Annotated in this window: 26 protein-coding genes; 20 read left to right on the top strand and 6 right to left on the bottom strand. The window is 54.3% G+C overall.

The genetic code is table 11. The annotated features are described in order from the left end of the window. The first annotated feature begins 30 nt into the window (after positions 1–30). The 12 genes from ACXAGA_RS00610 to ACXAGA_RS00555 are packed head-to-tail and all read left to right on the top strand — an operon-like array spanning position 31 to position 11602. Positions 31–372 carry a hypothetical protein gene (locus tag ACXAGA_RS00610; protein WP_475116202.1) on the top strand — a complete coding sequence of 114 codons (342 nt, stop codon included), beginning with the start codon at positions 31–33 and terminating at the stop codon, positions 370–372. 10 nt (positions 373–382) lie between these two features. After that, complete coding sequence (gene nuoH, locus ACXAGA_RS00605; RefSeq protein ID WP_475115590.1) at positions 383–1420, top strand: NADH-quinone oxidoreductase subunit NuoH; 1038 nt, start codon at positions 383–385, stop codon at positions 1418–1420. A gap of 2 nt (positions 1421–1422) precedes the next feature. Continuing rightward, positions 1423–1917 (top strand): NADH-quinone oxidoreductase subunit NuoI, encoded by a 495-nt coding sequence (nuoI, locus tag ACXAGA_RS00600; RefSeq protein ID WP_475115589.1) that lies wholly within the window; start codon positions 1423–1425, stop codon positions 1915–1917. Beyond that, positions 1914–2327, top strand: a complete 414-nt coding sequence (locus ACXAGA_RS00595) for a carboxymuconolactone decarboxylase family protein (RefSeq protein ID WP_086451962.1) — start codon at positions 1914–1916, stop codon at positions 2325–2327. The genes nuoI and ACXAGA_RS00595 overlap by 4 nt, the downstream gene beginning before the upstream one ends. Further along, a complete protein-coding gene (locus ACXAGA_RS00590) occupies positions 2324–2932 on the top strand; it encodes an NADH-quinone oxidoreductase subunit J (RefSeq protein WP_475115588.1) in 609 nt (202 codons plus the stop codon). Before ACXAGA_RS00595 ends, ACXAGA_RS00590 begins: the two co-directional genes overlap by 4 nt. Positions 2933–2972: 40 nt before the next feature. After that, entirely contained in the window at positions 2973–3278 is a 306-nt protein-coding gene (gene nuoK, locus ACXAGA_RS00585; protein WP_086451960.1) for an NADH-quinone oxidoreductase subunit NuoK, read from the top strand. A gap of 6 nt (positions 3279–3284) precedes the next feature. After that, complete coding sequence (nuoL, locus tag ACXAGA_RS00580) at positions 3285–5405, top strand: NADH-quinone oxidoreductase subunit L (protein ID WP_475115587.1); 2121 nt, start codon at positions 3285–3287, stop codon at positions 5403–5405. Then, on the top strand, positions 5405–6958 hold the full coding sequence (locus tag ACXAGA_RS00575; protein ID WP_475115586.1) for an NADH-quinone oxidoreductase subunit M: 1554 nt from the start codon (positions 5405–5407) through the stop codon (positions 6956–6958). The genes nuoL and ACXAGA_RS00575 overlap by 1 nt, the downstream gene beginning before the upstream one ends. Before the next feature lie 12 nt (positions 6959–6970). After that, positions 6971–8404 (top strand): NADH-quinone oxidoreductase subunit NuoN, encoded by a 1434-nt coding sequence (gene nuoN / locus ACXAGA_RS00570; protein WP_475115585.1) that lies wholly within the window; start codon positions 6971–6973, stop codon positions 8402–8404. Then, positions 8394–9155 (top strand): biotin--[acetyl-CoA-carboxylase] ligase, encoded by a 762-nt coding sequence (locus tag ACXAGA_RS00565; protein ID WP_475115584.1) that lies wholly within the window; start codon positions 8394–8396, stop codon positions 9153–9155. Before nuoN ends, ACXAGA_RS00565 begins: the two co-directional genes overlap by 11 nt. A 9-nt stretch (positions 9156–9164) precedes the next feature. Then, a complete protein-coding gene (locus ACXAGA_RS00560) occupies positions 9165–9938 on the top strand; it encodes a type III pantothenate kinase (protein ID WP_475115583.1) in 774 nt (257 codons plus the stop codon). Beyond that, positions 9935–11602: a ribonuclease J gene (locus tag ACXAGA_RS00555; RefSeq protein WP_475115582.1), complete on the top strand. Its 1668-nt coding sequence runs from the start codon at positions 9935–9937 to the stop codon at positions 11600–11602. Before ACXAGA_RS00560 ends, ACXAGA_RS00555 begins: the two co-directional genes overlap by 4 nt. A gap of 29 nt (positions 11603–11631) precedes the next feature. Here the strand turns inward: ACXAGA_RS00555 and ACXAGA_RS00550 are convergent, their stop codons facing one another. Next, positions 11632–12255: a hypothetical protein gene (locus tag ACXAGA_RS00550; RefSeq protein ID WP_475115581.1), complete on the bottom strand. Its 624-nt coding sequence runs from the start codon at positions 12253–12255 to the stop codon at positions 11632–11634. Continuing rightward, entirely contained in the window at positions 12255–13661 is a 1407-nt protein-coding gene (locus tag ACXAGA_RS00545) for a DEAD/DEAH box helicase (RefSeq protein WP_475115580.1), read from the bottom strand. The genes ACXAGA_RS00550 and ACXAGA_RS00545 overlap by 1 nt, the downstream gene beginning before the upstream one ends. Positions 13662–13920: 259 nt before the next feature. Here ACXAGA_RS00545 and ACXAGA_RS00540 point away from each other — a divergent pair, with 259 nt between their 5' ends. The 3 genes from ACXAGA_RS00540 to ACXAGA_RS00530 all read left to right on the top strand — a co-directional run bounded on the left by ACXAGA_RS00540 (position 13921) and on the right by ACXAGA_RS00530 (position 16013). Next, entirely contained in the window at positions 13921–14523 is a 603-nt protein-coding gene (locus ACXAGA_RS00540; protein ID WP_475115579.1) for a hypothetical protein, read from the top strand. Between the two features lie 155 nt (positions 14524–14678). Beyond that, entirely contained in the window at positions 14679–15299 is a 621-nt protein-coding gene (locus tag ACXAGA_RS00535; protein WP_475115578.1) for a hypothetical protein, read from the top strand. A gap of 69 nt (positions 15300–15368) precedes the next feature. Then, on the top strand, positions 15369–16013 hold the full coding sequence (locus tag ACXAGA_RS00530; protein WP_475115577.1) for a hypothetical protein: 645 nt from the start codon (positions 15369–15371) through the stop codon (positions 16011–16013). Here ACXAGA_RS00530 and ACXAGA_RS00525 read toward each other — a convergent pair. The 3 genes from ACXAGA_RS00525 to ACXAGA_RS00515 all read right to left on the bottom strand — a co-directional run bounded on the left by ACXAGA_RS00525 (position 16010) and on the right by ACXAGA_RS00515 (position 19932). Next, entirely contained in the window at positions 16010–17617 is a 1608-nt protein-coding gene (locus ACXAGA_RS00525; RefSeq protein WP_475115576.1) for a peptide chain release factor 3, read from the bottom strand. The two genes, ACXAGA_RS00530 and ACXAGA_RS00525, sit on opposite strands and share 4 nt — an antisense overlap. Positions 17618–17662: 45 nt before the next feature. Next, positions 17663–18853, bottom strand: a complete 1191-nt coding sequence (locus ACXAGA_RS00520; protein ID WP_475115575.1) for a methyl-accepting chemotaxis protein — start codon at positions 18851–18853, stop codon at positions 17663–17665. A gap of 80 nt (positions 18854–18933) precedes the next feature. Beyond that, the gene (locus ACXAGA_RS00515) at positions 18934–19932 is read right to left on the bottom strand and encodes a Hint domain-containing protein (protein ID WP_475115574.1); all 999 of its coding nucleotides are present in this window, start codon (positions 19930–19932) and stop codon (positions 18934–18936) included. Between the two features lie 230 nt (positions 19933–20162). On the opposite strand from ACXAGA_RS00515, the gene ACXAGA_RS00510 reads away from it, so the two are divergent. Beyond that, complete coding sequence (locus tag ACXAGA_RS00510; RefSeq protein ID WP_475115573.1) at positions 20163–21248, top strand: ABC transporter ATP-binding protein; 1086 nt, start codon at positions 20163–20165, stop codon at positions 21246–21248. Here the strand turns inward: ACXAGA_RS00510 and ACXAGA_RS00505 are convergent. Then, positions 21202–21882, bottom strand: coding sequence for a helix-turn-helix transcriptional regulator (locus ACXAGA_RS00505; RefSeq protein ID WP_475115572.1), 681 nt, complete (start codon positions 21880–21882; stop codon positions 21202–21204). The two genes, ACXAGA_RS00510 and ACXAGA_RS00505, sit on opposite strands and share 47 nt — an antisense overlap. 161 nt (positions 21883–22043) lie before the next feature. Between ACXAGA_RS00505 and tatA the strand changes: the two genes are divergently transcribed. The 4 genes from tatA to ACXAGA_RS00485 are packed head-to-tail and all read left to right on the top strand — an operon-like array spanning position 22044 to position 24399. Then, on the top strand, positions 22044–22235 hold the full coding sequence (tatA, locus tag ACXAGA_RS00500; protein ID WP_475115571.1) for a twin-arginine translocase TatA/TatE family subunit: 192 nt from the start codon (positions 22044–22046) through the stop codon (positions 22233–22235). Positions 22236–22259: 24 nt separating this feature from the next. Beyond that, complete coding sequence (gene tatB, locus ACXAGA_RS00495) at positions 22260–22718, top strand: Sec-independent protein translocase protein TatB (RefSeq protein WP_475115570.1); 459 nt, start codon at positions 22260–22262, stop codon at positions 22716–22718. Next, on the top strand, positions 22715–23560 hold the full coding sequence (tatC, locus tag ACXAGA_RS00490; RefSeq protein ID WP_475115569.1) for a twin-arginine translocase subunit TatC: 846 nt from the start codon (positions 22715–22717) through the stop codon (positions 23558–23560). Before tatB ends, tatC begins: the two co-directional genes overlap by 4 nt. Continuing rightward, positions 23557–24399, top strand: a complete 843-nt coding sequence (locus ACXAGA_RS00485) for an ATP-binding protein (protein WP_475115568.1) — start codon at positions 23557–23559, stop codon at positions 24397–24399. The genes tatC and ACXAGA_RS00485 overlap by 4 nt, the downstream gene beginning before the upstream one ends. Positions 24400–24402: the final 3 nt, after the last annotated feature.

Here is a 24402-nt window from a genome sequence, read left to right as displayed (position 1 = left end):
ATTATCTTGGCGGTGGCTCTTTCGGGGTGCATGGCATCCCCGACCACAACAGGGGCAGGGGGCAACCCCGAATACCTAGGGGTCGAAACACGGCTTTTGGATGGTGACCTTGTTGGTTTCAGGGTCGCGATGACAGGGGCCAGCAGTGCAGAGGACGTTGAACGTTACGCCCGATGCGCCGCAGCACAATACGCGCTGATCCGTGGATACGGGTTCGCGAGGCACATTCGCACACTGACCGACCAGAATGGTGGTGTTTGGACTGCGGATGCTGTTTACACAATCTCGCCTGCGCTGCCGCGTGGGCTAAGAACAATAGACGCCGAAGTCACGGTCGCCGATTGCGGCGTATCTGGCATACCGACGGTTTGAGGGAACGAATATGGTTGAATTCTTCACCACAACCAACCTAGGGATCTTGCTGCTGACGCTGGGGCAGTGCCTTTTGGTTCTGGTTCCGCTTTTGGTCGCATTGGCATTTCTGATGTACGCTGACCGCAAAGTCTGGGCTGCGGTCCAGATGCGCAAAGGTCCGAACATCGTTGGTGCTTTTGGCCTGCTGCAATCCTTTGCTGACTTTATCAAATACATCGTGAAAGAGGTCGTCGTACCTGCCGGTGCTGATAAATTCGTCTTTTTCCTGGCACCGATGATTTCGTTCATCATGGCTGTGATCGCTTGGGCGGTTATCCCGTTCAACGACGGCTGGGTTCTGGCAGACATCAACGTGGCCATTCTGTACGTCTTCGCGATTTCGTCGCTTGAAGTATACGGAGTGATCATGGGCGGTTGGGCTTCCAACTCTAAATACCCGTTCCTTGGTTCGCTGCGTTCGGCGGCTCAGATGATTTCCTACGAAGTGTCGATCGGCCTGATCATCATCGGTGTGATCATTTCGACCGGTTCGATGAACTTTGGCGATATCGTTGCAGCGCAAAACGGTCACGGCATCCTGTCGTGGTATTTCCTGCCGCACTTCCCGATGTTGTTCCTGTTCTTCATCTCGGCCTTGGCTGAAACCAACCGTCCTCCGTTCGATTTGCCCGAAGCTGAATCCGAACTGGTTGCTGGTTATCAGGTTGAATATTCGTCCACACCGTTCCTTCTGTTCATGATCGGCGAACTGACCGCAGTCGTTCTGATGTGCGCGCTGGTATCGCTGTTGTTCTTGGGCGGTTGGCTGTCGCCAGTTGAATTCCTGCCGGATGGTTTCTTCTGGATGTTCATCAAAATGGTGTTCTGCTTCTTCATCTTCGCGATGGTCAAAGCAATCACCCCACGCTACCGCTATGACCAGCTGATGCGCTTAGGTTGGAAAGTATTCCTACCACTGTCGCTGGCTTGGGTCGTGTTGGTATCGTTCCTTGCTAAATTCGAAGTGCTTGGCGGCTTCTGGGCTCGCTGGGCGATTGGAGGCTGATCATGACGCAGATCGATTACGGCCGCGCCGCGAAATATTTCCTGCTGGCTGACTTTATCAAAGGTTTCCAGCTGGGTCTGAAATACTTCTTCGCGCCCAAAGCAACGCTGAACTACCCGCACGAAAAGGGCCCATTGTCCCCACGTTTCCGTGGTGAACACGCCCTGCGCCGGTATCCAAATGGCGAAGAGCGCTGCATCGCGTGTAAACTGTGCGAGGCGATCTGCCCTGCACAGGCGATCACCATCGACGCAGAGCCACGCGAAGACGGTTCGCGCCGCACCACGCGTTACGACATCGACATGACCAAATGCATCTACTGCGGTTTCTGCCAAGAAGCCTGTCCAGTAGACGCGATTGTCGAAGGCCCGAATTTCGAATTCTCGACCGAAACCCGCGAAGAGCTGTTCTACGATAAAGAAAAGCTGCTTTCGAACGGCGAACGTTGGGAAGCAGAAATCGCGCGTAACCTTGAACTGGACGCACCATACCGATGACTGATCCTAAGAACCCTTTTGACGCGATGATGCGTGCCGGACAGGAATGGGCCAAATCCATGAACCCTGCGCTGGAATCGTTCATGCCGAAAGGGTTCGAAGGCATGTGGCCGACCCTGTCGGCTGACATGATGGAAGCGACAATGGGCAAGACCTTTAATCCCGAAGGTCTGGATGCCAAAACCCGCCTGTTACTGACCCTGACTGGTTTGACCATCATGGGCGCGCAGGCAGAAACACAGATCCGCCTAACGGTTCGCCACGCACGCGAAGCCGGGGCAACGAAACAAGAGGTCGCCGAGACCATCGCCCAAGCGGCAATGTTCGGAGGCGTCCCCGCAATGACCAAAGCCATGACCCTAGCAAACGAGGTTATGGAAGAGGACAGCAACAAGGACAGCGACGTATGAGTGTAGCAGATATCGCCTTTTATTGCTTTGCACTGACGACCGTAGCGGGTGGTCTATTCACCGTAATCGGGCGCAACCCGGTACACTCTGTACTCTGGCTGATCCTGGCGTTCCTGTCGTCGGCGGGCCTGTTCGTCCTGTTGGGCGCGGAATTCATCGCGATGCTGTTGATCATCGTGTATGTGGGCGCGGTTGCGGTTCTGTTCTTGTTCGTTGTGATGATGCTGGACATCGACTTTGCCGAACTCAAGGCAGAAATGTCGCGCTATATGCCGCTGGCTCTGCTGATCGGCGTGGTTTTGTTGCTGCAACTGGCAATGGCTTACGGCGCTTGGAACTTCTCGGACGGTGTTGATACCCGTCTAGCCGCACCGGTCGAGGGCGGCATCCACAACACGCAAGGTCTGGGTTACCTGATCTACGACAAATATATCATGCTCTTCCAATTGGCTGGTCTGGTTCTGTTGGTCGCGATGGTTGGTGCCATCGTTCTGACCCTGCGCCATCGCCAGAACATCAAACGTCAGGACATTCTGGCGCAGATGTACCGCGATCCAGCCAAGGCGATGGAGCTTAAGGACGTTAAACCGGGGCAGGGTCTGTAATGCCACTATTCGCAAAAGAATATAGCGAGGGACGGAACACATGATCGGAATTGAACATTATCTCGTGGTGGCGGCAGCACTGTTCGTCATCGGAATCTTCGGGCTGTTCCTGAACCGCAAGAACATCATCATCCTGCTGATGTCGATCGAACTGATCTTGCTGTCGGTGAACATCAACTTTGTCGCGTTTTCGTCATTCCTGAATGACATGGTGGGCCAAGTGTTCACTCTGTTCGTTCTGACAGTGGCAGCAGCAGAAGCGGCGATCGGTCTGGCGATCCTCGTATGTTTCTTCCGCAACCGCGGTACCATCGACGTTGAAGACGTCAACGTGATGAAAGGCTAATCGGACATGGTTAAGTTCATCCTTCTTGCACCGCTTGTCGGCGCGATCATTGGCGGCTTTGGCTGGCGTCTGATCGGTGAAAAGACCGCTCAGTGGTTGACCACCGGCATCCTGTTCGTCTGTGCATTGTTCAGCTGGATCACATTCCTAAGCTTTGACGGTCACACCCAATACATTCCTTTGCTGGACTGGATTGAATCGGGCGTTCTAGAAACTCAGTGGGGCATCCGTCTGGACCGACTGACCGCGATCATGCTGATCGTTGTGACCTCGGTTTCGGCTTTGGTTCACCTGTATTCGATGGGCTACATGGCGCATGACGAAAACTGGACCGAAAAAGAAAGCTACCGCGCACGTTTCTTTGCTTACCTGTCGTTCTTCACCTTTGCGATGTTGATGCTGGTGACCTCGGACAACCTGGTTCAAATGTTCTTTGGCTGGGAAGGCGTGGGTGTCGCATCCTATCTGTTGATCGGGTTCTACTACAAAAAACCATCGGCGAACGCGGCTGCGATGAAAGCATTCGTTGTGAACCGTGTTGGTGACTTTGGTTTCGCGCTGGGTATCTTTGGCCTGTTCATGCTGACCGACAGCATCCAGTTCGACGTCATCTTTGGCGAAGCGTCGCATCTGGCGGAAACCCAACTGCATTTCCTGTGGACCGAATGGAACGCGGCGAACCTGCTGGCATTCCTGTTGTTCGTTGGCGCGATGGGTAAATCGGCGCAGTTGATCCTGCACACATGGCTGCCGGACGCGATGGAAGGCCCGACACCTGTGTCGGCTCTGATCCACGCGGCGACCATGGTTACCGCAGGTGTATTCCTGGTTTGCCGTATGTCGCCGCTGTTCGAATACGCACCAGAGACCAAAAACTTTATCATGTACTTGGGCGCAGCGACTGCATTCTTTGCAGCAACCGTTGGTCTGGTACAAAACGACATCAAACGCGTGATCGCGTATTCGACCTGTTCGCAGCTGGGCTATATGTTCGTTGCTGCTGGCGCAGGTATCTACGGCGCAGCGATGTTCCACCTGTTCACGCACGCTTTCTTTAAGGCGATGTTGTTCTTGGGCGCGGGTTCTGTGATCCACGCGATGCACCACGAACAAGACATGCGTAACTATGGCGGTCTGCGCAAAAAGATCCCTCTGACGTTCTGGGCGATGATTATTGGTACGCTGGCAATCACCGGTGTTGGTATCCCGCTGACTTACTTTGGTTTCGCTGGCTTCCTGTCCAAAGACGCGATCATCGAATCCGCTTTCGCTTCGGGTAACGGTTTTGCCTTCTGGGCATTGGTTATCGCGGCACTGTTCACGTCGTTCTATTCGTGGCGCCTGATTTTCCTGACCTTCTTTGGTGAGGAACGCGGTGATCACCACGCACATGAACACGCACACGAAAGCCCGCTGGTCATGACCCTACCTTTGGGTATTCTGGCCTTGGGTGCGATTTTCGCTGGTATGATCTGGTACAAGCCGTTCTTTGGCGATCACGACAAGATGGTCGACTTCTTTGGCATGCCGCACCACGTCGAAGCATCGGTTGATGGCCATGCAGAGGCGGGCGATCACGGCGCTGCTGACGACCACGGCGTCGTTGCCGCAATGGACGATCACGCTGTTGCTGCAGACGAAGGTCACATTGTTGCCGACGATCACGCAGCTGAAATTGGCGCGATCTACATGTCGGCAGAATCCGAACAGATCTTGGACGACGCTCACCACAGCCCAGCATGGGTCAAGGCAAGCCCGTTCATCGCGATGCTGATCGGTTTCATCACCGCATGGTACATGTACATCCGTAACCCTGCGTTCCCTGCCAAACTGGCCGAGAACCAGCGCCCGCTGTACAACTTCCTGCTGAACAAATGGTACTTTGACGAACTGTACGACGCTGTTTTCGTACGTCCTTCGTTGGCTATCGGCCGGTTCCTGTGGAAACGCGGTGACGAAAACACAATCGATGGCGGGATCAACGGTCTGGCACTGGGTGTTATTCCCTTCCTGACCAAACTCGCAGGCCGCGCCCAGTCCGGCTACGTCTTTACTTACGCCTTCGCGATGGTTCTGGGCATCGTAGGCATCCTAACCTGGGTCACGCTCACCGGGGGATCGCACTAATGGATAACCTTCTTTCCATCGTAACCTTTATTCCTGCGCTTGCGGCTATCATTCTGGCTGTGTTCCTGCGCGGAAATGACGAAGGTGCACAGCGCAACGCGAAATGGGTGGCAATTATCGCCACCGTCGCAACCTTTTTTGTGTCGCTGTTCATTCTGTTCGGCTTTGACTCATCGAACACAGACATGCAGTTCGTCGAAGACGCTGAATGGCTGTTCGGTCTGCACTACAAAATGGGTGTTGACGGTATCTCGATCCTGTTCGTGATGCTGACAACTTTCCTGATGCCACTGGTGATCTGGTCGGCATGGGACGTCAAAGTCCGCACCAAAGAATACATGATCGCGTTCCTGATGCTGGAAACGCTGATGCTGGGCGTGTTCATGGCGCTGGATCTGGTCCTGTTCTACATCTTCTTCGAAGCAGGCCTAATTCCGATGTTCCTGATCATTGGTATCTGGGGTGGTAAGAACCGCATCTACGCGTCGTTCAAATTCTTCCTCTATACCTTCTTGGGTTCGGTCCTGATGCTGGTCGCCATGGTTCTGATGTATGCAGACGCCGGCACCACAGACATCCCAACGCTGATGACCCACACCTTCTCGACCTCGTCGTTCTCGGTTCTGGGGATCACTGTGGTTGGCGGTCTGCAGACCATGCTGTTCTTGGCGTTCTTTGCATCGTTCGCAGTGAAAATGCCAATGTGGCCTGTCCACACGTGGTTGCCTGACGCGCACGTTCAGGCGCCGACCGCGGGTTCGGTTGTTCTGGCGGCTATCCTGCTGAAAATGGGCGGCTACGGTTTCTTGCGTTTCTCGCTGCCGATGTTCCCAGTTGGCACCGAAGTCCTGTCCGATCTGGTTCTGTGGATGTCCGCAATCGCGATCGTCTACACTTCGCTGGTCGCACTGGTCCAAGAAGACATGAAAAAGCTGATCGCCTATTCGTCGGTTGCGCACATGGGTTACGTGACCATGGGTATCTTTGCTGCGAACCAGCAGGGTATCGACGGTGCGATCTTCCAGATGATTTCGCACGGCTTCATCTCTGGCGCGCTGTTCCTGTGCGTTGGCGTGATCTACGACCGTATGCACACACGTGACATCGACGCCTATGGTGGTCTGGTGAACCGTATGCCTGGTTATGCGCTGATCTTTATGTTCTTCACGATGGCGAACGTTGGTCTGCCTGGCACCTCTGGCTTCGTTGGCGAATTCCTGACCCTGATGGGCGTATTCAAAGTCAACACTTGGGTTGCTGCTGTTGCGGCTCTGGGCGTTATCTTCTCGGCGGCTTATGCGCTGTGGCTGTACCGCCGCGTTGTCATGGGCGAACTGATCAAAGAAAGCCTGAAGTCCATCACCGACATGACCAACCGCGAAAAAATGATCTTTGCACCGCTGGTGTTCATGACCTTGTTGCTGGGTATCTACCCATCGGTCGTGACCGACATCATTGGGCCTAGCGTTTCCGCGCTGGTCGAAAACTACCACACCGCTGTTGACGCAAGCGACCTGACCGTCGCTGTCGCAGCACCTGCTACCGCACACTAAGGAGCCGGATTAATGATCTCGAACGATATTCAAATCGTCTTGCCGGAAATCATCCTCGCACTCTATGCGATGGGTGGCCTACTGTTCGCGGTATACACCGGCAAAGATAAACTAGCCCCGATGTTGATGTGGGTCACCGCTGCGGTGTTCGTGGTACTGGCTGCGTGGATCGGCCTTAGCGGTTCGGACGCAACTGCGTTTGACGGCATGTTCACCAACGATGGTTTTGCGCGTTTCGCCAAAGTCACCATCTTGTTGTCCACCGCCGCCGTACTGGTCCTAAGCCAAGAATTCCTGTCGCGCCGCGATCTGCTGCGTTTCGAATACCCAATGCTGGTTGTGCTGGCCGTTGTCGGCATGATGGTCATGGTTTCGGCCGGCGACCTGATGGCGCTGTACATGGGTCTGGAACTGCAATCGCTGGCGCTATACGTTGTGGCGTCGCTGCGCCGTGACAGTGTGAAATCCACCGAAGCAGGTCTGAAGTATTTCGTGCTGGGCGCACTGTCGTCCGGTCTGATGCTGTACGGTGCATCGCTGGTCTACGGTTTCACCGGCACCACGCTGTTCTCGGGCATCTATGACGCTGTTGGCCACGACATTTCGATCGGTCTGCTGTTCGGTCTGGTATTCCTGTTCGCAGGTTTCGCATTCAAAGTATCGGCAGCACCGTTCCACATGTGGACACCTGACGTTTACGAAGGTTCGCCAACCCCAGTGACCGCGCTGTTCGCAACCGCGCCAAAGGTTGCTGCGATGGGTCTGTTTGCACGCGTTGCATTCGACGCATTCGGCGGCATCACTTCGGATTGGACACAGATCATTGCCCTGCTGGCGATCCTGTCGATGTTCGTTGGTGCGATCGCTGCGATTGGTCAGACAAACATCAAACGTCTGATGGCCTATTCGTCGATCGCGCACATGGGCTTTGCCCTGATGGGACTGGCTGCCGGCACCGCATTGGGTGTCGAGGCAATGCTGGTTTACATGGCGATCTACGTCACCATGAACATCGGTACCTTTGCGTTCATCCTGTCGATGGAAAAAGACGGCAAACCAGTCACCGACATCCGTTCGATGGGCATGCTGTCCAAACGTGAACCACTGAAAGCCTACGCTTTGCTGGCGCTGTTCTTCAGCCTTGCTGGTGTGCCGCCGTTCGTTGGTTTCTTTGGTAAACTGGGCGTGTTCCGCGCGGCTTTGGACGCTGGTCTGGTCTGGCTAACAGTTGCAGCTGGTATCGCGTCGGTGATCGGTGCGTTCTACTACCTGCGCGTCGTTTACTACATGTTCTTTGGTGAAGACACCGACAAGATGGACAGCAAAATGTCGCCAGTTGCATGGGGCATTATGATGGCATCGGCAGCGATCATGCTGGTGGGTATCATCAACCTGTTCGGCATCGTGCCTGCAGCGGCTGACGCGGCGCTGGCGCTTGTTAACTAACGAAAACAGCGGGCCGCGCTGGCCCGAAGGTGTCGACCTTGTTGTTATGGACGAGGTCGACAGCACCATGAACGAGGCTGCCCGTCGGGCGGCCTCGATCCGTGTTCCGACATGGATTATGGCCAAACGCCAGACCGCAGGGCGGGGCAGGCGTGGCAAAGCGTGGGTCGATCCAACAGGCAATCTGGCCGCGACGCTGGTCCTGCGGCCTGACCTGACGCCTCAAGACGCATCATTACGGTCCTTTCTGGCGGCGGTCGCGTTGTTCGAAAGCCTTGCGTTGTTCATTGATCGGTCGCGCCTTGCGCTGAAATGGCCGAACGATGTGTTGCTGGACGGCGGCAAGGTCGCCGGCATCCTGTTGGAAAGCAGCACCAAAGGCGACAAGGTGGATTGGTTGACCATCGGCATAGGCGTCAATCTGGCAAATGTGCCTGACGCCGTGGCCGATGCTGCGTTCCCGCCCGTCAGCGTTGCTGGCGCAATAGGCAAACGGATTGGGCGGCGCGACTTTTTGACCGTTTTGGCTGCGAACTACGTGACGCAGGAAAGCAAACTGGCGTATTTCGGTTTTGAACGGATCAGAGAAGACTGGATGCGGCACGCGGCACGTTTGGGCGAAGTTATCACCGCCAAAACAGCGCGAGAGACGTATACAGGCATCTTTGACAGCATTGATTTGGACGGCAACCTGGTGCTGATCACGGGGCGCGGCCCGCAGGTGATCCCAGCTGCCGACGTTTATTTTTAGGGGGCGGGGATGCTTCTTTGTATTGATTGCGGAAACACGAACACGGTGTTTTCGATCTGGAACGGGTCCGATTTCATAACGACGTGGCGGACTGCGACCGACCATCAGCGGACGGCTGATCAGTATTTCGTCTGGCTGTCTACGCTGATGGCGCACCAAGACATGAAACTGGACATCAATCAGGTGATTATCAGTTCGACGGTGCCGCGCGTTGTGTTCAACCTGCGTGTTCTGGCGGATCGGTATTTCAACTGTCGGCCGCTGGTCGTTGGCAAACCCGATTGTGCACTGCCGACCGCGCCGCGCGTTGACGCGGGAACCACTGTTGGCCCTGACCGTTTGGTGAATTCGGCGGGCGCGTTTTCCCGCCATGGCGGAGACCTGATTGTCGTCGATTTTGGCACTGCGACCACATTCGACGTTGTTGCATCCGATGGCGCCTATGTTGGCGGCGTGATCGCCCCCGGTGTGAACCTGAGCCTAGAGGCGCTGCACCATGCGGCGGCGGCCCTGCCGCATGTCGATATCAGTCACCCAGATCGGGTGATCGGAACAAATACCGTTGCCTGTATGCAATCAGGCGTGTTTTGGGGCTATGTCGGCCTTGTGAAAGAAATCTGCGCGCGCATCCGCGACGAATATGATGCGCCGATGAAAGTCATCGGGACAGGCGGGCTTGCCCGTCTATTTGAACAGGTAGATCAGCTATTCGACGTGATCGAAGATGATCTGACAATGCACGGTTTAACCGTGATCAATGATTTTAATAAGGATCTGAAATGACCAAAGAACGATTGATCTATATGCCTTTGGGCGGTGCTGGCGAAATCGGCATGAATGCCTACGTCTACGGCTATGGCGCGCCAGACAAAGAACGGCTGATCGTCGTTGATCTGGGCGTGACCTTCCCTGACATGGATACCACGCCGGGCGTTGATCTGATCATGCCAGACATCGCGTGGCTAGAGGCCCGCAAAGAACAGATCGAAGGCATCTTTATCACCCATGCCCACGAAGACCACGTAGGCGCTGTTGGCCTGCTGTGGGAACGTCTGGGTGCTCCTATCTATGCGCGGACCTTTACCGCCAATATCGCGTCGCGCAAATTGCAGGAAAAACACCTGCCTGATGGCATCGTGAAAACCGTCGGCGCGTACCCTGCGCGCACTCAGGTTGGCCCGTTCGAAGTGTCGTTCGCCCCGATTTCGCATTCCATCCCAGAAAGCAGCGGTTTGGTCATCGACACGCCAAAGGGCCGCGTTGTTCATTCGGGCGATTTCAAAATCGACCGCACGCCAGTTGTGGGCGAACCGTTTGATGACGATATGTGGGCCGAAATCGCGAAACCAGGGGTTAAGGCCCTGATGTGCGACAGTACCAACGTCTTTTCGCCAGCCCCCGGTCGGTCCGAAGCCGAGCTGAACGACCCACTGGTCGAATTGATCGCGAACCAGCCTGCGATGGTCGTGGCGACCACCTTTGCGTCGAACATCGCGCGTGTAAAAACGCTGGCAATGGCAGGCGAAAAAGCAGGGCGTTCGATTGTTCTGCTGGGCCGCGCGATGCGCCGTATGGTCGAAGCAGGTCTGGAAACCGGCGTGTTGTCCAGTTTCCCATCCGTGATCAGCCCGGAGGACGCACAGCACCTGCCGCGCGAAAACCTGATGTTGCTGGTAACTGGGTCCCAAGGCGAACGCCGCGCCGCCAGCGCGCAACTGTCCCAAGGCAAATATCTGGGCCTGTCGTTAAAAGAGGGCGATACATTTCTGTTTTCGTCCAAAGTCATCCCCGGCAACGAACGCGGGGTGATCCGCATCATGAACAATCTGTCGGAAATGGGCGTAGATGTGATCGATGATCGCGGCGGTCTGTATCACGTATCGGGTCACGCAAACCGTCCTGACCTGAAAACGCTGCATGAAATCATTAAACCGCAGATGGTCGTTCCAATGCACGGCGAACACCGCCATCTGCGCGAACACATTAAACTGGCGGCCGAAAACGGGATCACTGGCGTCTTGGCGGTCAACGGTACGATGGTTGATATCACAGGCGATCAGCCGCAGGTCTGCGGGTTCATCGAAACGGGCCGTACCTATTTGGATGGTAGCGTCCAGATCGGCCAGTTTGATGGCATCGTGCGCGACCGTATCCGCATGGCGCTGAACGGTCATGTGGTCGTAACCATGATCATCGACGAACATGACGAACCACTGGGCGATCCGTGGTGTGAAACCATGGGCTTGGCCGAAATGGGCCGCAACAACGCGCCGTTGGTCGATGTGTTAGAGGAAGACCTGAGCCAATACATCAACCGCGCAGACGACAAAACGCTACTGGATGATGACGCATTGGACAAAGAACTGCGCCGCGTGGTCCGCAATTCGTGCCAGAATGAAATTGGTAAAAAACCCGAAGTGACGGTGATCGTCAGTCGGCTAAGCTAAAGAGACGGGCGGCCAATTGGCCGCCTTTTTCAATCGTGACACAGAAACGCAGCGCCCTGTAGGGCCACGACCGTTACCGTTGAGGCCGCCAATATTTCTGGCGCGCCCAACGCGGTGAAAATTGCAGTTGTCGCGATGTTGTTTAATTGTCCGCGCAGCAGCCTGTCGCTGCCTTTGATCGCCATAGCCCCTAACGTTTCGGTGCGCGCGATTTCTTCGAAACTGGGGGGACGACCAAAGATGCTGCGCATCTGCGTGTTGATGGCCGACACTTCCTCTGCGGCCGCGTTCACACGTTTGCAGGTTGTTTTTTCGCAGTGACCGCGAAAATTTCTGGTGCCAGGCAGTAATAAATACCCCGCATCATTGTCGCCGAATTCCAGACAATACCCGTTGGGGGTGTAGGTTTCCATCAAGCTGGCCATAAAGGTCAGCGTGGTATTTGATGAACAGGGGGGCAGGGTCCCACGCAGGGTCGCCCACATTTGTTTGGGCGCTGTCATCAACTGTTCGCCCGTCGAAACCGCCAAATCATCATCCGTGAATTGTGCCGAGTCGATCGTAATGTCCATCGCGTGGACACGTACGGTGCAAACCTCTGCCGCTGCCGATAAGGGCAGCAGCAGAAATAGTAATGCCAACAGGCGGGTCATTAGCTGGCCGCCCGACGCTCCGCAAAGGAAAGGCGGATGAACGCTGGGGCATCGTCGCCCATGCCAATAACGTCTTCGTCGCGGTCACGGCGCTGCGAACGGCCACGCGCGGGGCGTGGTTTCTGTTCAGGCTGTTTTTCAACCTTTGGCGCGGCTTCTTGGGTGACCTCTGCCACAGGTTCGTCGGATTTTTTACGACGGCTGCGCGTGCGCTTTGGCTTTTCTGCTTTGTCGGCTTCTGGCTTTGGCTCTTCGGCATTGACAGGGTTGTCCAAACGCGGAATTTCTTTTTCGATCAGTTTTTCAACGGCATCGAAATTCTTTTCGTCACGTGGTTCAACGATCATGATCGCCTTGCCATCACGGCCCGCGCGGCCTGTGCGGCCGATGCGGTGAACGTAGTCTTCGGGGTGGCCAGGCACGTCGTAGTTAAACACGTGGGTCACCGAAGGCACATCCAAACCGCGCGCAGCCACATCGGATGCGACCAGCAGTTTGATTTCGCCAGCGCGGAATTTATCCAGCGTTGCGTTACGCTGCGACTGGTCCAGATCGCCATGGATCGGAGCCGCGTCATAACCGTATTTCGACAGGCTTTTGTAACAGATATCCACGTCGGATTTACGGTTGCAGAAAATCACCGCGTTTTGCAGCGTGTCGCCCTGTGCGTCGATCAATGCGCGCAGAACTTTGCGTTTTTCGCTAGAAGCGCGATCCTTGCGCGATGCTTTGAACATAACGGCGTTTTGTTCGATACGTTCGGACGCGGTGGCCTGACGGGCGATTTCCACCTTGGCCGGAGCCTGCAGGAAGGTATTGGTGATGCGTTCGATTTCCGGCGCCATGGTGGCCGAAAAGAACAGCGTCTGACGGGTGAACGGTGTCAGGTTAAAGATGCGTTCGATGTCAGGGATGAAACCCATGTCCAGCATACGGTCGGCTTCGTCGACGACCATAACCTGAACGCCGGTTAGCAACAATTTACCGCGTTCAAAATGGTCGATCAAACGACCAGGCGTGGCGATCAGAACATCAACGCCGCGGTCAATGGCAGCATCCTGTTCTTTGAACGACACGCCGCCGATCAGTAGCGCTTTGGTCAGTTTGGTGTGTTTTGCGTAGACATCGAAATTTTCAGCGACCTGTGCAGCCAATTCGCGTGTCGGGCACAAAACTAACGACCGCGGCATGCGTGCACGGGCACGGCCACGTTTCAGCAGGGTAATCATTGGCAACGTAAACGAAGCGGTTTTTCCGGTGCCCGTTTGGGCAATGCCCAGAACGTCGCGACCCTCTAGTGCGGGGGGAATTGCGCCCGCTTGAATTGGGGTCGGGCTTTCATAGCCGGCTTCGGCAATTGCTTTTAGTACCTTGGCATCAAGGTTAAGATCGGTGAATTTCGTCATGTGCGTCCAATATGCGACCCACCCTTGGGTCGGGGGTTCTGGGACACAGAAATTTACCAAAGCGTCCCCGTCATAATCCCTGGTTGGGATTGGGCGCTGTCTATCGTGTTCGGGGGCTATGGTCAATGTTTGCGCGACGGATCGGTTATTTCGTCGGAATCTCGACGCATGGACTCTTTCGTATAGGGCTTGCGGATAAGCGTATAAAACTTTTCCTTCCGTGCTAGGGTTTCGGCCAATGGTTGTGCGGGGTGCTGTTATGCAAGGTTCTAGGGTAATCGACTACACAGGCGCCTTTGTTGCGATCTATGGCGTGGTCGCGCTATTGATCGGATGGGGTATGGGAATAGACCCAATCGTGCGCGGTGCCACCAATTCGGTTGCGATGGTCCCATCAACAGCTTTGTGTTTCATAATGCTAGACAGTTGCATGATGACGGTGCGTTTGCAGTCCATGGTCGAACAATTGATTTTTGTAATATCTCTGATTGGAATATTCGTTTTATTTGGATCCATCGCGGGCCAGAATTTTAGCCTGCCGACCCAGAACTTTGTCGATGTTGTGAATTTTGACCTTCGCGCTACCGACGGGATGGCGTGGGGTACGGGTTTGGGAATTACGCTGCTTGCTGTATCGCTCGTTATTATGGCAATCGGACAGTCGCAGGTCAGAAACTATGTGCTGGCTTTGGTATCTGTCGCCGCGTTTATGTTGTTCATCGCCGCCATTGTAAAAATGTGGAGCCCAGACATCGCATTTGCGATTACGTTATACGGCCAGATGTCTATTCCTACACTGGTTTTGTTATTTGCTGCGACCGCGGGATTGGCGGCATTTTCCCTGACCGCAACTGCCAGATAATCAAAGCCGATTGCACCTGTCGCCAAGGGTACAATTCAGGGTAGTAAACTGAACGATTTGGTTCATAATTGTTGCGAATATCGTATAGTTACGTCTAACATTAGGGTGATTGATGACGTTCAATTGAGTGAAGATTTTCCTATAGGGCTAGGTCAATGAATATGAATGCCCACCAAAAAGTGCTGATAGAATATGCAGGCGCATTTATTGCGCTGTACGGCTTTGTCGGGCTTTGCGCGGGTTGGGGGCTGGATGTTCAATTTCTGGTGCGTTGGGGTGGGGTGAATGCTGCGATGGTCCCATCAACGTCATTTTCTTTTATGCTGCTTGGCATTGGTTTGATGACCTCGCGTTTACGCAGCAGTTTTGACGTCATCACCTTTTCGGTATCGCTGTTGTGGCTTGTATCGCTGTGCGGGTTCGGGCTTGCGTTAAAATTAACCAGTCCGAATTGGCAACTGGACAACATTTTTGGTTTCAATCTTCTTCCAACAGACGGCATGTCGTACATGACGACATTTGGCTTTATTGTGTTGTCTTTGGCATTGCTTAGCGCGGCATTAGGTAAACAAAAGGTCAGGTATTTCGCCTTTGGTTTGACCGTTGTCAGTTGGGCGATGTTGGGGGCAATCGGGATTTTGAAAATTGGCAATCAATCCATTCCCAAGATTGAAAAACTGTATAATCAAATGTCCTACCCAACGATGACATTGATGTTCTTAGCCGCTTGCGCGATTTTTGCGTATTGTGCGGAGCGCGCAAAAGACCAGTCCTGATTTTTTTTACAGATTTTTGCGCGATTGTCTGATAGCATAACGCGCAAAATTTGGGTTTTGGATATTTCTATGCCGGATGCTGCGTATGTCCAAAAGGCACTCCGGATTAGGAATGTCTGCGGGCTATTTTTGATTACTTATACTTTACTGGCCGCCACTTATTCGATCGCCGCTGATAGCACTTTGCTTTTATCGTGGCATCCTGACCTGCCTGCTATGTCAGGCGTGATTTTGGTCTGTATGATTTTTATAACAGTCAGCCTTTTCACCGTATGGATTCACACGATTCCAGAGCTGGTCATTTTTTCGGTTTCGATAGTATGGAGCGTGTCGATATGCCTGACGAACGTATATCTGCGCCTAACGCATTCCGAATTTGATTTGGAATTTTTGTTTGGATTACAGCGCTCTGCGCAAATGCGTATGTCATTGCTATCGACATTTGTGATCCTGCTGATCCACTGGATAACACTTGCCGTTGCTTTCGATTTTAGGGGGACAGAAAAATTAACCCACTATGCATTTTTGTTAGTGGTATTCGTCATGATCGTTGGCCAGTTTCTGCAATTTTTGGCTATGAACGGCGCCTTCACCCTGAACGAAAACTTACTGATTTCTTTGCCCGAGGCCGTGATTTACGTCGGCGTTTTATTAGGTCTGAAAGTCATTTTTAAATTAAAAAACAAGCGCCCGAAAAGGGCGCTTGCGTTTTAAACCATCATTTCTTTGGTCGCAGACAATGTCACGTCCGGATAGTCGCGTGCGACCCTGTCGATGTCCCATTGCAATCGGGTCAGGAACACCACGTCGCCGTCGTTATCGTGGCTGATGTGCTGTTTGTTGGCGTTGATGAATTTATCGACCGCCGTTTTGTCGCCCTGTACCCAGCGCGCGCTGGTGAACTGGGATGGTTCAAAACGAACGGGCAGGCCGTATTCCAATTCGATGCGGCTGGCCAATACTTCGAACTGTAGCGCGCCCACAACGCCCACGATGAAACCGGAGCCAAAGGCGGGTTTGAACACCTTTGCTGCGCCTTCTTCGGCGAATTGCATCAGCGCCTTTTCCAGGTGCTTGGCTTTCATCGGGTCGCCCGCGCGGCAGTTTTGCAGCAATTCAGGCGCAAAGGAGGGGATGCCCGTGACCTTGAGCGCCTCGCCCTCGGTCAGCGTGTCGCCGATGCGCAGCTGGCCGTGGTTCGGAATGCCGATGATGTCGCCGGCCCATGCCTCTTCGGCCAATTCACGGTCCGAGGCAAGGAACAGCACGGGGTTCGAAATCGCCATCGGTTTTTTCGTGCGGACGTGAGTCAATTTCATGCCGCGGTTAAAATGGCCCGATGCCAGACGCACAAACGCCACGCGGTCGCGGTGTTTGGGGTCCATGTTTGCCTGAACCTTGAACACGAAACCCGACACTTTCTTTTCTTCGGGGTTCACGATGCGCGGGTCGGCGTTTTGCGGCTGTGGTTCGGGGCCGTATTTGCCGATGCCGTCCATCAATTCTTTGACGCCGAACGAATTGATCGCGGATCCGAACCAGATCGGGGTCATCGTGCCGTCCATGACCGCCTGAGGGTCCAGCGCAGGCAGCAATTCGCGCGCCATTTCGATTTCTTCTAGGAACTGTTCCAGCAGGTGGGCAGGCACCAATTCTTTTAGCTTTGGATCGTCGAGGCCTTTGATTTCGACGCTGTCAGAAACCACGTTACGGTCTGCGCGGTCCATCAATTCCAAACGGTCGTTCAGGATGTCGTAGCAGCCAACGAAATCTTTGCCGACGCCGATGGGCCAGCTGGCCGGCGTCACGTCGATCGCCAGATTTTCCTGAATTTCGTCGATGATTTCAAATGTATCGCGGCTTTCGCGGTCCATTTTGTTACAGAACGTCAGGATCGGCAGGTCGCGCAGACGGCAAACTTCGAACAGTTTTTGGGTCTGGCTTTCCACACCTTTTGCGCCGTCGATCACCATAACGGCCGCGTCCACGGCCGTTAGCGTGCGATACGTATCTTCGGAAAAATCCGAGTGGCCGGGCGTATCAACTAGGTTGAACCGATAGGTGCGAAAATCGAATGACATCGCGGATGCGGACACCGAAATGCCGCGGTCCTTTTCCATCTGCATAAAGTCTGACCGCGTCCGGCGGGCTTCGCCTTTGGCGCGGACCTGACCAGCCATCTGGATTGCGCCACCGAAAAGCAGGAACTTTTCCGTCAGAGTCGTCTTACCAGCGTCCGGGTGCGAAATGATCGCAAACGTACGACGACGCGCAATTTCAGCGGGCAGGGCGGGGCGATTTTCGTTCGTATCCAACATGACGCTGGCTATATTCCGCCCTGCTTGCGCTGACAAGGTAATCCGTCAGTTGCGGCCCAGCGAAACGATGCCTTTTAGGAACCGTTCAGCTGTCTGGCGCAAAGAATTGGCCTGTTCGGCCACATTCTGGCTGCCGATGCGCGATTGATCTACGCTGGTGCGGATGATTGTGCCCAGTCGTGTACCTTGTTCGGTCAGAGCATGCTTTACCGTTTCCGATGCATGCGTCATTTCATTTACTTGTCTTAGAATACAGTTCACGTTGTTAACGGCCTGATCTGTTTCTTTGCGAATGGATGCGATTTGACCGTTGATTTTTTCGGTCACTTGGGTGGTCTGCGCGGCTAGGTTTTTCACTTCGCCTGCGACCACATTAAACCCGCGTCCGACGGTGCCTGCGCGGGCAGCTTCGATCGATGCGTTCAGCGCCAGCAGATTGGTTTTATTCGCGATTTCGCTGATCATGTGGACGGCTTCGGAAATTGTATCGACCTTTTCAGCCAGTCTGGTGACCTGATTATTGGCACTGTCAGCCAGCGATGCCGCTGTTTCGGAAACGGACGCAGCATGGCCCATTTTTTCGCGAATGTCGTTCATCGACGCAAACAGCTCTGTTGCGGCTTCGGATGCTTCTTGCACGCTGCTAGACGTCTGCTGAGCCGATCCCGCAAGTGTGTCCACGATCCCGCCCAATGTCTGGCTGAAATCGTTCGACAGTTGTCTGCGTAGCTCTTGGTTTTCGTTGGTTTTGGATTCCAGAAACAGCGACAAAGACAAATCCATGTCCAACGTTACAACGCGGCTGATCGCATCAGCCAATTTATGATTGCGTCGTCCAAACATGCCGTGGCCCGCAGTATGTTTGATAAATGCAGCGCGCATGTGCGTGTATCCGGCCATCTGCAGGTGCGGATCCAAATTGATACGGGTGTGGATCGACGCGATGCGTTTTACCGATGCGACGTATCCATCGTTAAAGTCGCATTTGGCAACATAGGTCCAATGCTCGGCCAAACGTTGGCCGGTTTTTTCCAACGCCTGCGGGTTCTTGTCAAAATGACTGCCGTATTTTTCGTGCTGTCCGACAACCGCCAGCAATGCTTCGATTGCTTTGGGGATGGCCGCGATGAATTTTGTGCTGTTGCGGCGCAGCAAAGCGACTTCTTGATCTGTTAGGCCGTGCATAGCCAAACGTGTCTGGATGAGGTCTTTGTTGATGTGGCCTGTATCGAGCATAGTTTTCCCGCGCTTTTTCTCGGTCTGATCCCGTAGACGGAAAGCGGCGTGAAAAAATTAGAGGCCCTATACGTTTAGTGTCACCTAGTTGACGCACTGCGCAGCAGATCGGCTGCATTGCCCGATTTGAGCAGTTTTTCCTGCACTTCGTAATCCATGTGGTGACGGTGCGCGTGACGGTAAGCTTCGGCTGTTTTGGGCAGCGCGTTGCGGGTCCGTTCATCCAGCAATAGCGATTCCGCGGCGATACCTTCGGCATAGATGATCTGATGGTCGTCAAACAGCAGCTGGAAATAATCGATATATCCGCCGTCAATTTGCTGCACCGTATCACCATTTATCAAATGGCGTGCACGCACCAATAGCTCGGACCGCCCTGCGCCCAATTTGTCTTCGCGTTGGTAGACAAAAATGCGGTGGTCAGGGGACAGGATCAGGTCGTGCGTGTTATGCAGCGTGCCTGCTTTGATCAGGACAGGGGCGAATTCACCCGTCGCGCGCAGGGTGTTCTGACCAATCCAGCGGATTTCCTGCTGGCCGTCGTCGCGGGTCAAAACTTTGTCCCCGACCTTTAGGTCTTCGATTTTGCGCTGTTCGCCGGACCCCAGCGTAATATGGGTGCCTTTGGCAAAGGACACACAGCTCATTTCTGCAAAACGGGTCAGGGCGTCGTCGCGGCCAACGCCAACCAAACGATAATCTGCCTGCGCCGACATTTGCGACAATGGCATAAAGAATATGTCTTCGACGCCGCCATCTTCGACTTCGACGATCACGATTCCTTCGTGGGTAGTCCCGTCCGACGCCATGAACGTAATAACGCAATCCAGATACAAAGCGTTGCCAGCTTTGCCCATGTCGGATCCGGCGCCGACCGCCATTTTGGAAATCGATCCGTCGATGTGCAGGGCCAAACGATGCCGCGTTGCGGTGGGTTTGATCTGATACACATCGTCAAACACCAATTCATCGGCAAAGGACAGCCCGTCCCCTTCGGCTACGCCATTCGATACAAATATATCATCGGCGTGATATACGCTCAGTACCTGAGCAGAGCTTTGACGTTTGGAGTGGGGCATTCGCGTTTCTTTTTTGCGGCCAGTCAGTAAATTTCTGGCCTGATTATTACAGACAAAGACCAACTGAAAAGTCTTATGTCAAAATTACTCATTCCTATTCCGGTATATATACGGCGAACCGACCAAAACGTAAACGCCCGCAGTGATACTTTGCGCACCCTTGCCCCAAAGGCGTCAGATTGATAATGCCTGTCTAAATCCGATCAATCCTGTCGGAAAAGAGAAGTAGATTGTTGCCCAATACTCCGCGCTTAGAAATCCAGAATATCAAACGTCAGTTCGACGGGCTGAATGTCGTTGATGATGTATCGCTGCAGGTGCAACCGGGTCAGGTGACCTGTTTGTTGGGGCCATCGGGCTGCGGCAAATCCACGACGCTGCGCATTATCGCAGGCGTTGATATGCAAGACAGCGGCAAGATTTTCGTCGACGGAAATCTGGTGTGCGACACTGTTTTCCGTGTCCCGCCAGAAGGGCGTTCGATCGGCCTGATGTTTCAGGATTTTGCGTTGTTCCCGCATTTGTCCGTCGCACAGAACGTCGCATTCGGCCTAAAGGGGGGATATTCCAACAATAAACCTCGGGTCGACGCCTTGTTGGACAAGGTGGACATGCTGCGCCACGTCGACAGCTATCCACATGAATTGTCGGGTGGTGAACAGCAACGTGTTGCGCTGGCGCGGGCACTGGCGCCGCGTCCACGGATTATGTTGATGGACGAACCGTTTTCGGGGCTGGACAACCGTCTGCGCGATGGCATCCGCGACCAAACGCTAGAAGTGCTAAAGGACGAAGGCGCGGCCGTTTTGCTGGTCACCCACGAACCTGCCGAAGCCATGCGCATGGCCGATGAAATCGCCCTGATGCGCCGCGGTAAAATCGTGCAGCAAGGCGCGCCCTATAACGTCTACAACACGCCCGTCGATCGCGCCGCGGCCGCATTTTTCAGCGATGTGAATGTGATCCGCAGTCAGGTCCATAATGCGCAGGCCGAAACGCCGTTTGGGCGGTTTTTGTGCCCAGGTCAGCAAAACGGCCGTTTGGTCGACATCGTGATTCGTCCGCAGCATTTGCGCATTGATTTCGACCGTGATGGTCGCGGCCCAAACCCAACACCCCAAGACGGCGTGCCGGCACGCGGCGTTGTGACCCGTGCGCGATTTATGGGATCGGAAAGCCTGGTCGAATTCCGCATGGATTACGATGGGTCGATCCTAAAGGCGCAGGTCCCAAACGTTTTCTTGCCGCAGGTGGGCACCGCGTTGTGGCTTATGATCCGCCGCGACCGGTGTTTCGTGTTTCCCTCTGACGTTTGAAATCGTCCAGCGTTTTCCCTGCCTCTTGCACAAACAAAGACGGCAGTTTGCGCAAGCTTTCGATCTGATCGACACGGAATTCGGCAAAGGCGCGGTCGGTTTCGTTCCACCCTGCACAGGTCCAGACGCGGCCCCAATAATCGACTGACAACGGGCGCAGGGTAAATTGCCTGTCACCCAACGAAATATCCACCTTTTGACGGGCGCGAATGGATTGGCGCAAGGCAGGCAAGTGCCGCAACGCGCGGCCGGTTTCGGCATAGGGTTTCAGCGCCAACCCTTGCACCGATGTTTCGATGTCTTCGGACAAAACGGCGTCCAATTTATCCGCCAGTGATTGTGCGGCGTCTTGCAGGTCCTCTTCGCCACTTTGCGCGACGGCCATCAGGCCGATATGCAGCGCCTCTAGTTCCGTCATGGTCAGGTTGATCGGGGGCAGGGTCACAGGGGCGGTGATGTAATAACCTGTGCCGCGTTCACCGACCACAGGCACACCGGATTGTCGCAGCGTATCCATATCGCGGTAAATCGTGCGGACGGTGACCCCCAGCTGTGCGGCGATATCTTCGGCCAGATGCGGGCCTGTTTGGCGCAGTAAGGTGATAATGGACAGCAATCGGTCAGAGCGTTTCATGGGCTGAATATACCCTCCTGACAGTTTTCTGTCACAAGCTTTGTGCCTTGCTTGCTAATTTTGAACAATTTGGCGTTTTGCGGCTTTCGCGCAGGCATCTGCATTCATAGCGTCAGGGTAACAGTTACACGCGCCACTCGCGCAACGTTGGGAGATACAAAATGCTAAACAACATCGGTCCTATGGGTCTTATCCTGATCGCAGTCGTCGTTCTGGTTCTATTCGGTCGCGGCAAAATCAGCTCGGTCATGGGCGAAGTCGGCAAAGGCATCACATCGTTCAAAAAAGGCATGAACGAAGAGATCGAAAACGCCAAAACCGAGTCGGAAGAGACCGACAAAGACAAAGCCTAATCACCAAACATAAGGAAAACAGCTATGTTTGGCATGGGCTGGAGCGAAATGGTCGTGATCGGCATCGTCGCGCTGATCGTTGTTGGGCCGCAGGAATTGCCCGGACTGTTTCGCACTGTCGGGCAATACGTCGGCAAAGCCAAAGGCATGGCGCGGGAATTTAGCCGCGCGATGGATCAGGCTGCGGATCAGGCCGGCGTAAAGGAAATTAAACAGGGCCTTAATGCGGCATCAAACCCGACCAAATTCGCCAAAGATTCGGTGAAAAAACAGGTCATGGGTGATGCCGAAACGCTGACGCCGGAACGTCAAGCAACCAAAGAAAAGCTAAGCGACGCGATGGCGCAAGCTGCAATCAAACGCCAAGAGGCCGAAGCCGCGGCACAGCAAACCGCGACCGAAGCCGAGGCCGACGCAGAATGGGCCGAACTGGAAAAAGAAATGGGTCACGCCCCAGCAGAAAAAACGGAGGCCAGTAAATGAGCACCGCTGACGAACTAGAGGATAGCTCGGCCCCGTTGATCGAACACCTGACGGAATTGCGCAATCGCCTGATCCGGTCGCTGCTGGCCTTTATCGTGGCGATGGTGGTCTGCTTTACCATCTGGAACCCGATCTTTGATTTTCTGACCCAACCTTTGTGTTCGGCGTTGGCAGATCAGGGGCAAGCCGATTGCGGATTGGTCATGATCGCCCTGCAAGAAGGTTTCTTTGTCGCTGTATCGATTTCGATGCTGGGTGGTTTGGTATTGTCGTTCCCAGTGATCAGCTACCAACTGTGGCGGTTCGTGGCGCCGGGTTTGTACAAGAACGAAAAGAACGCGTTCCTGCCGTTCCTTTTGGCCTCGCCGATCATGTTCCTATTGGGTGCAGCATTTGCGTATTATGTAATCACGCCAATGGCTTTCACCTTTTTCTTGAACTTCCAACAAGCGGGCGAGGCGACCACTTCGGCGGATGCATCTGCGGGCATCGCATTCTTGGGTTCGGCCAAAGAATACCTGTCGCTGACCATCAAATTCATCATCGCATTTGGTCTGTGTTTCCAATTGCCGGTTCTGTTGACGCTGATGGGCAAAGCCGGGCTGGTTTCGGCCAAAGGTCTAAAGGCCGTCCGCAAATATGCAGTGGTGGCAATTTTGGTCTTGGCCGCGCTGGCGACGCCGCCGGATGTGATCAGTCAGGTCATTTTGTTCACCGTTGTTTACGGCCTATACGAAGTGTCCATTCAGTTGGTGGGCCGCGTCGAAAAGAAACGTATCGCCAAACTAAAGGCCGAAGGTCTGTGGTTTGAAGAGGACGAAGACGAGGAAGAAAAGTCGTGAATGACGACACACTGAAACGCATTGCAGAGGCGTTGGAGCGTATTGCTCCGGCGCCTTTGGCTGCTCCGGATTTTGCATCGGCACCGGGTTTTGTGTGGAAAACCGATCCTGATCATCTGGCCCCTGTGAAAACCGTGTCAAAGGTTGATGTGGATTTGTTGGTCGGCGTGAACAGATCGCGCGATACGCTGATGGCAAACACCGTTCAATTCGCGCGGGGCATGCCAGCGAACAACGCTCTTTTGTGGGGCGCGCGCGGCATGGGAAAATCCAGTTTGGTCAAAGCGATACACGCCAAAGTTTCTGTGGATTTCCCAACGCTCAAGATTATTGAAATTCAACGCGAAGATTTGCCCAGTATCACGCGCTGTCTGAACCTGCTGCGGGGGCGTCCCGAACGGTTCATCCTGTTTTGCGATGACCTGTCGTTTAGCCACGATGACGCGCATTACAAATCGCTCAAGGCGATTTTGGATGGCGGGATCGAAGGGCGGCCCGACAACGTCGTGCTATATGCGACCTCCAATCGCCGCCATCTGATGCCGCGTGATATGATCGAAAACGAACGCGCATCGGCCATCAATCCAGCCGAGGCCGTCGAGGAAAAGGTATCTTTGTCTGATCGGTTCGGGCTGTGGTTGGGTTTCCATCCCTGCAGCCAAGACGATTATCTGGACATGATCCGCGGGTATTGTCGCGCCTATGGCGTTCTGATCGACGAAGACCAGATGCGCGCCGAAGCCATCGAATGGCAGGCAACCCGTGGCAGCCGATCAGGCCGCGTGGCATGGCAATATTTTACGGATCTTGCGGGGCGCGTTGGCGTCACCCTGAATTGAAAA

It is taken from the genome of Marivivens sp. ABH4_498, assembly GCF_056160585.1.
The sequence above is the reverse complement of the archived record's forward strand: the minus strand, read 5'-3'. Positions and strand labels throughout refer to the sequence as shown.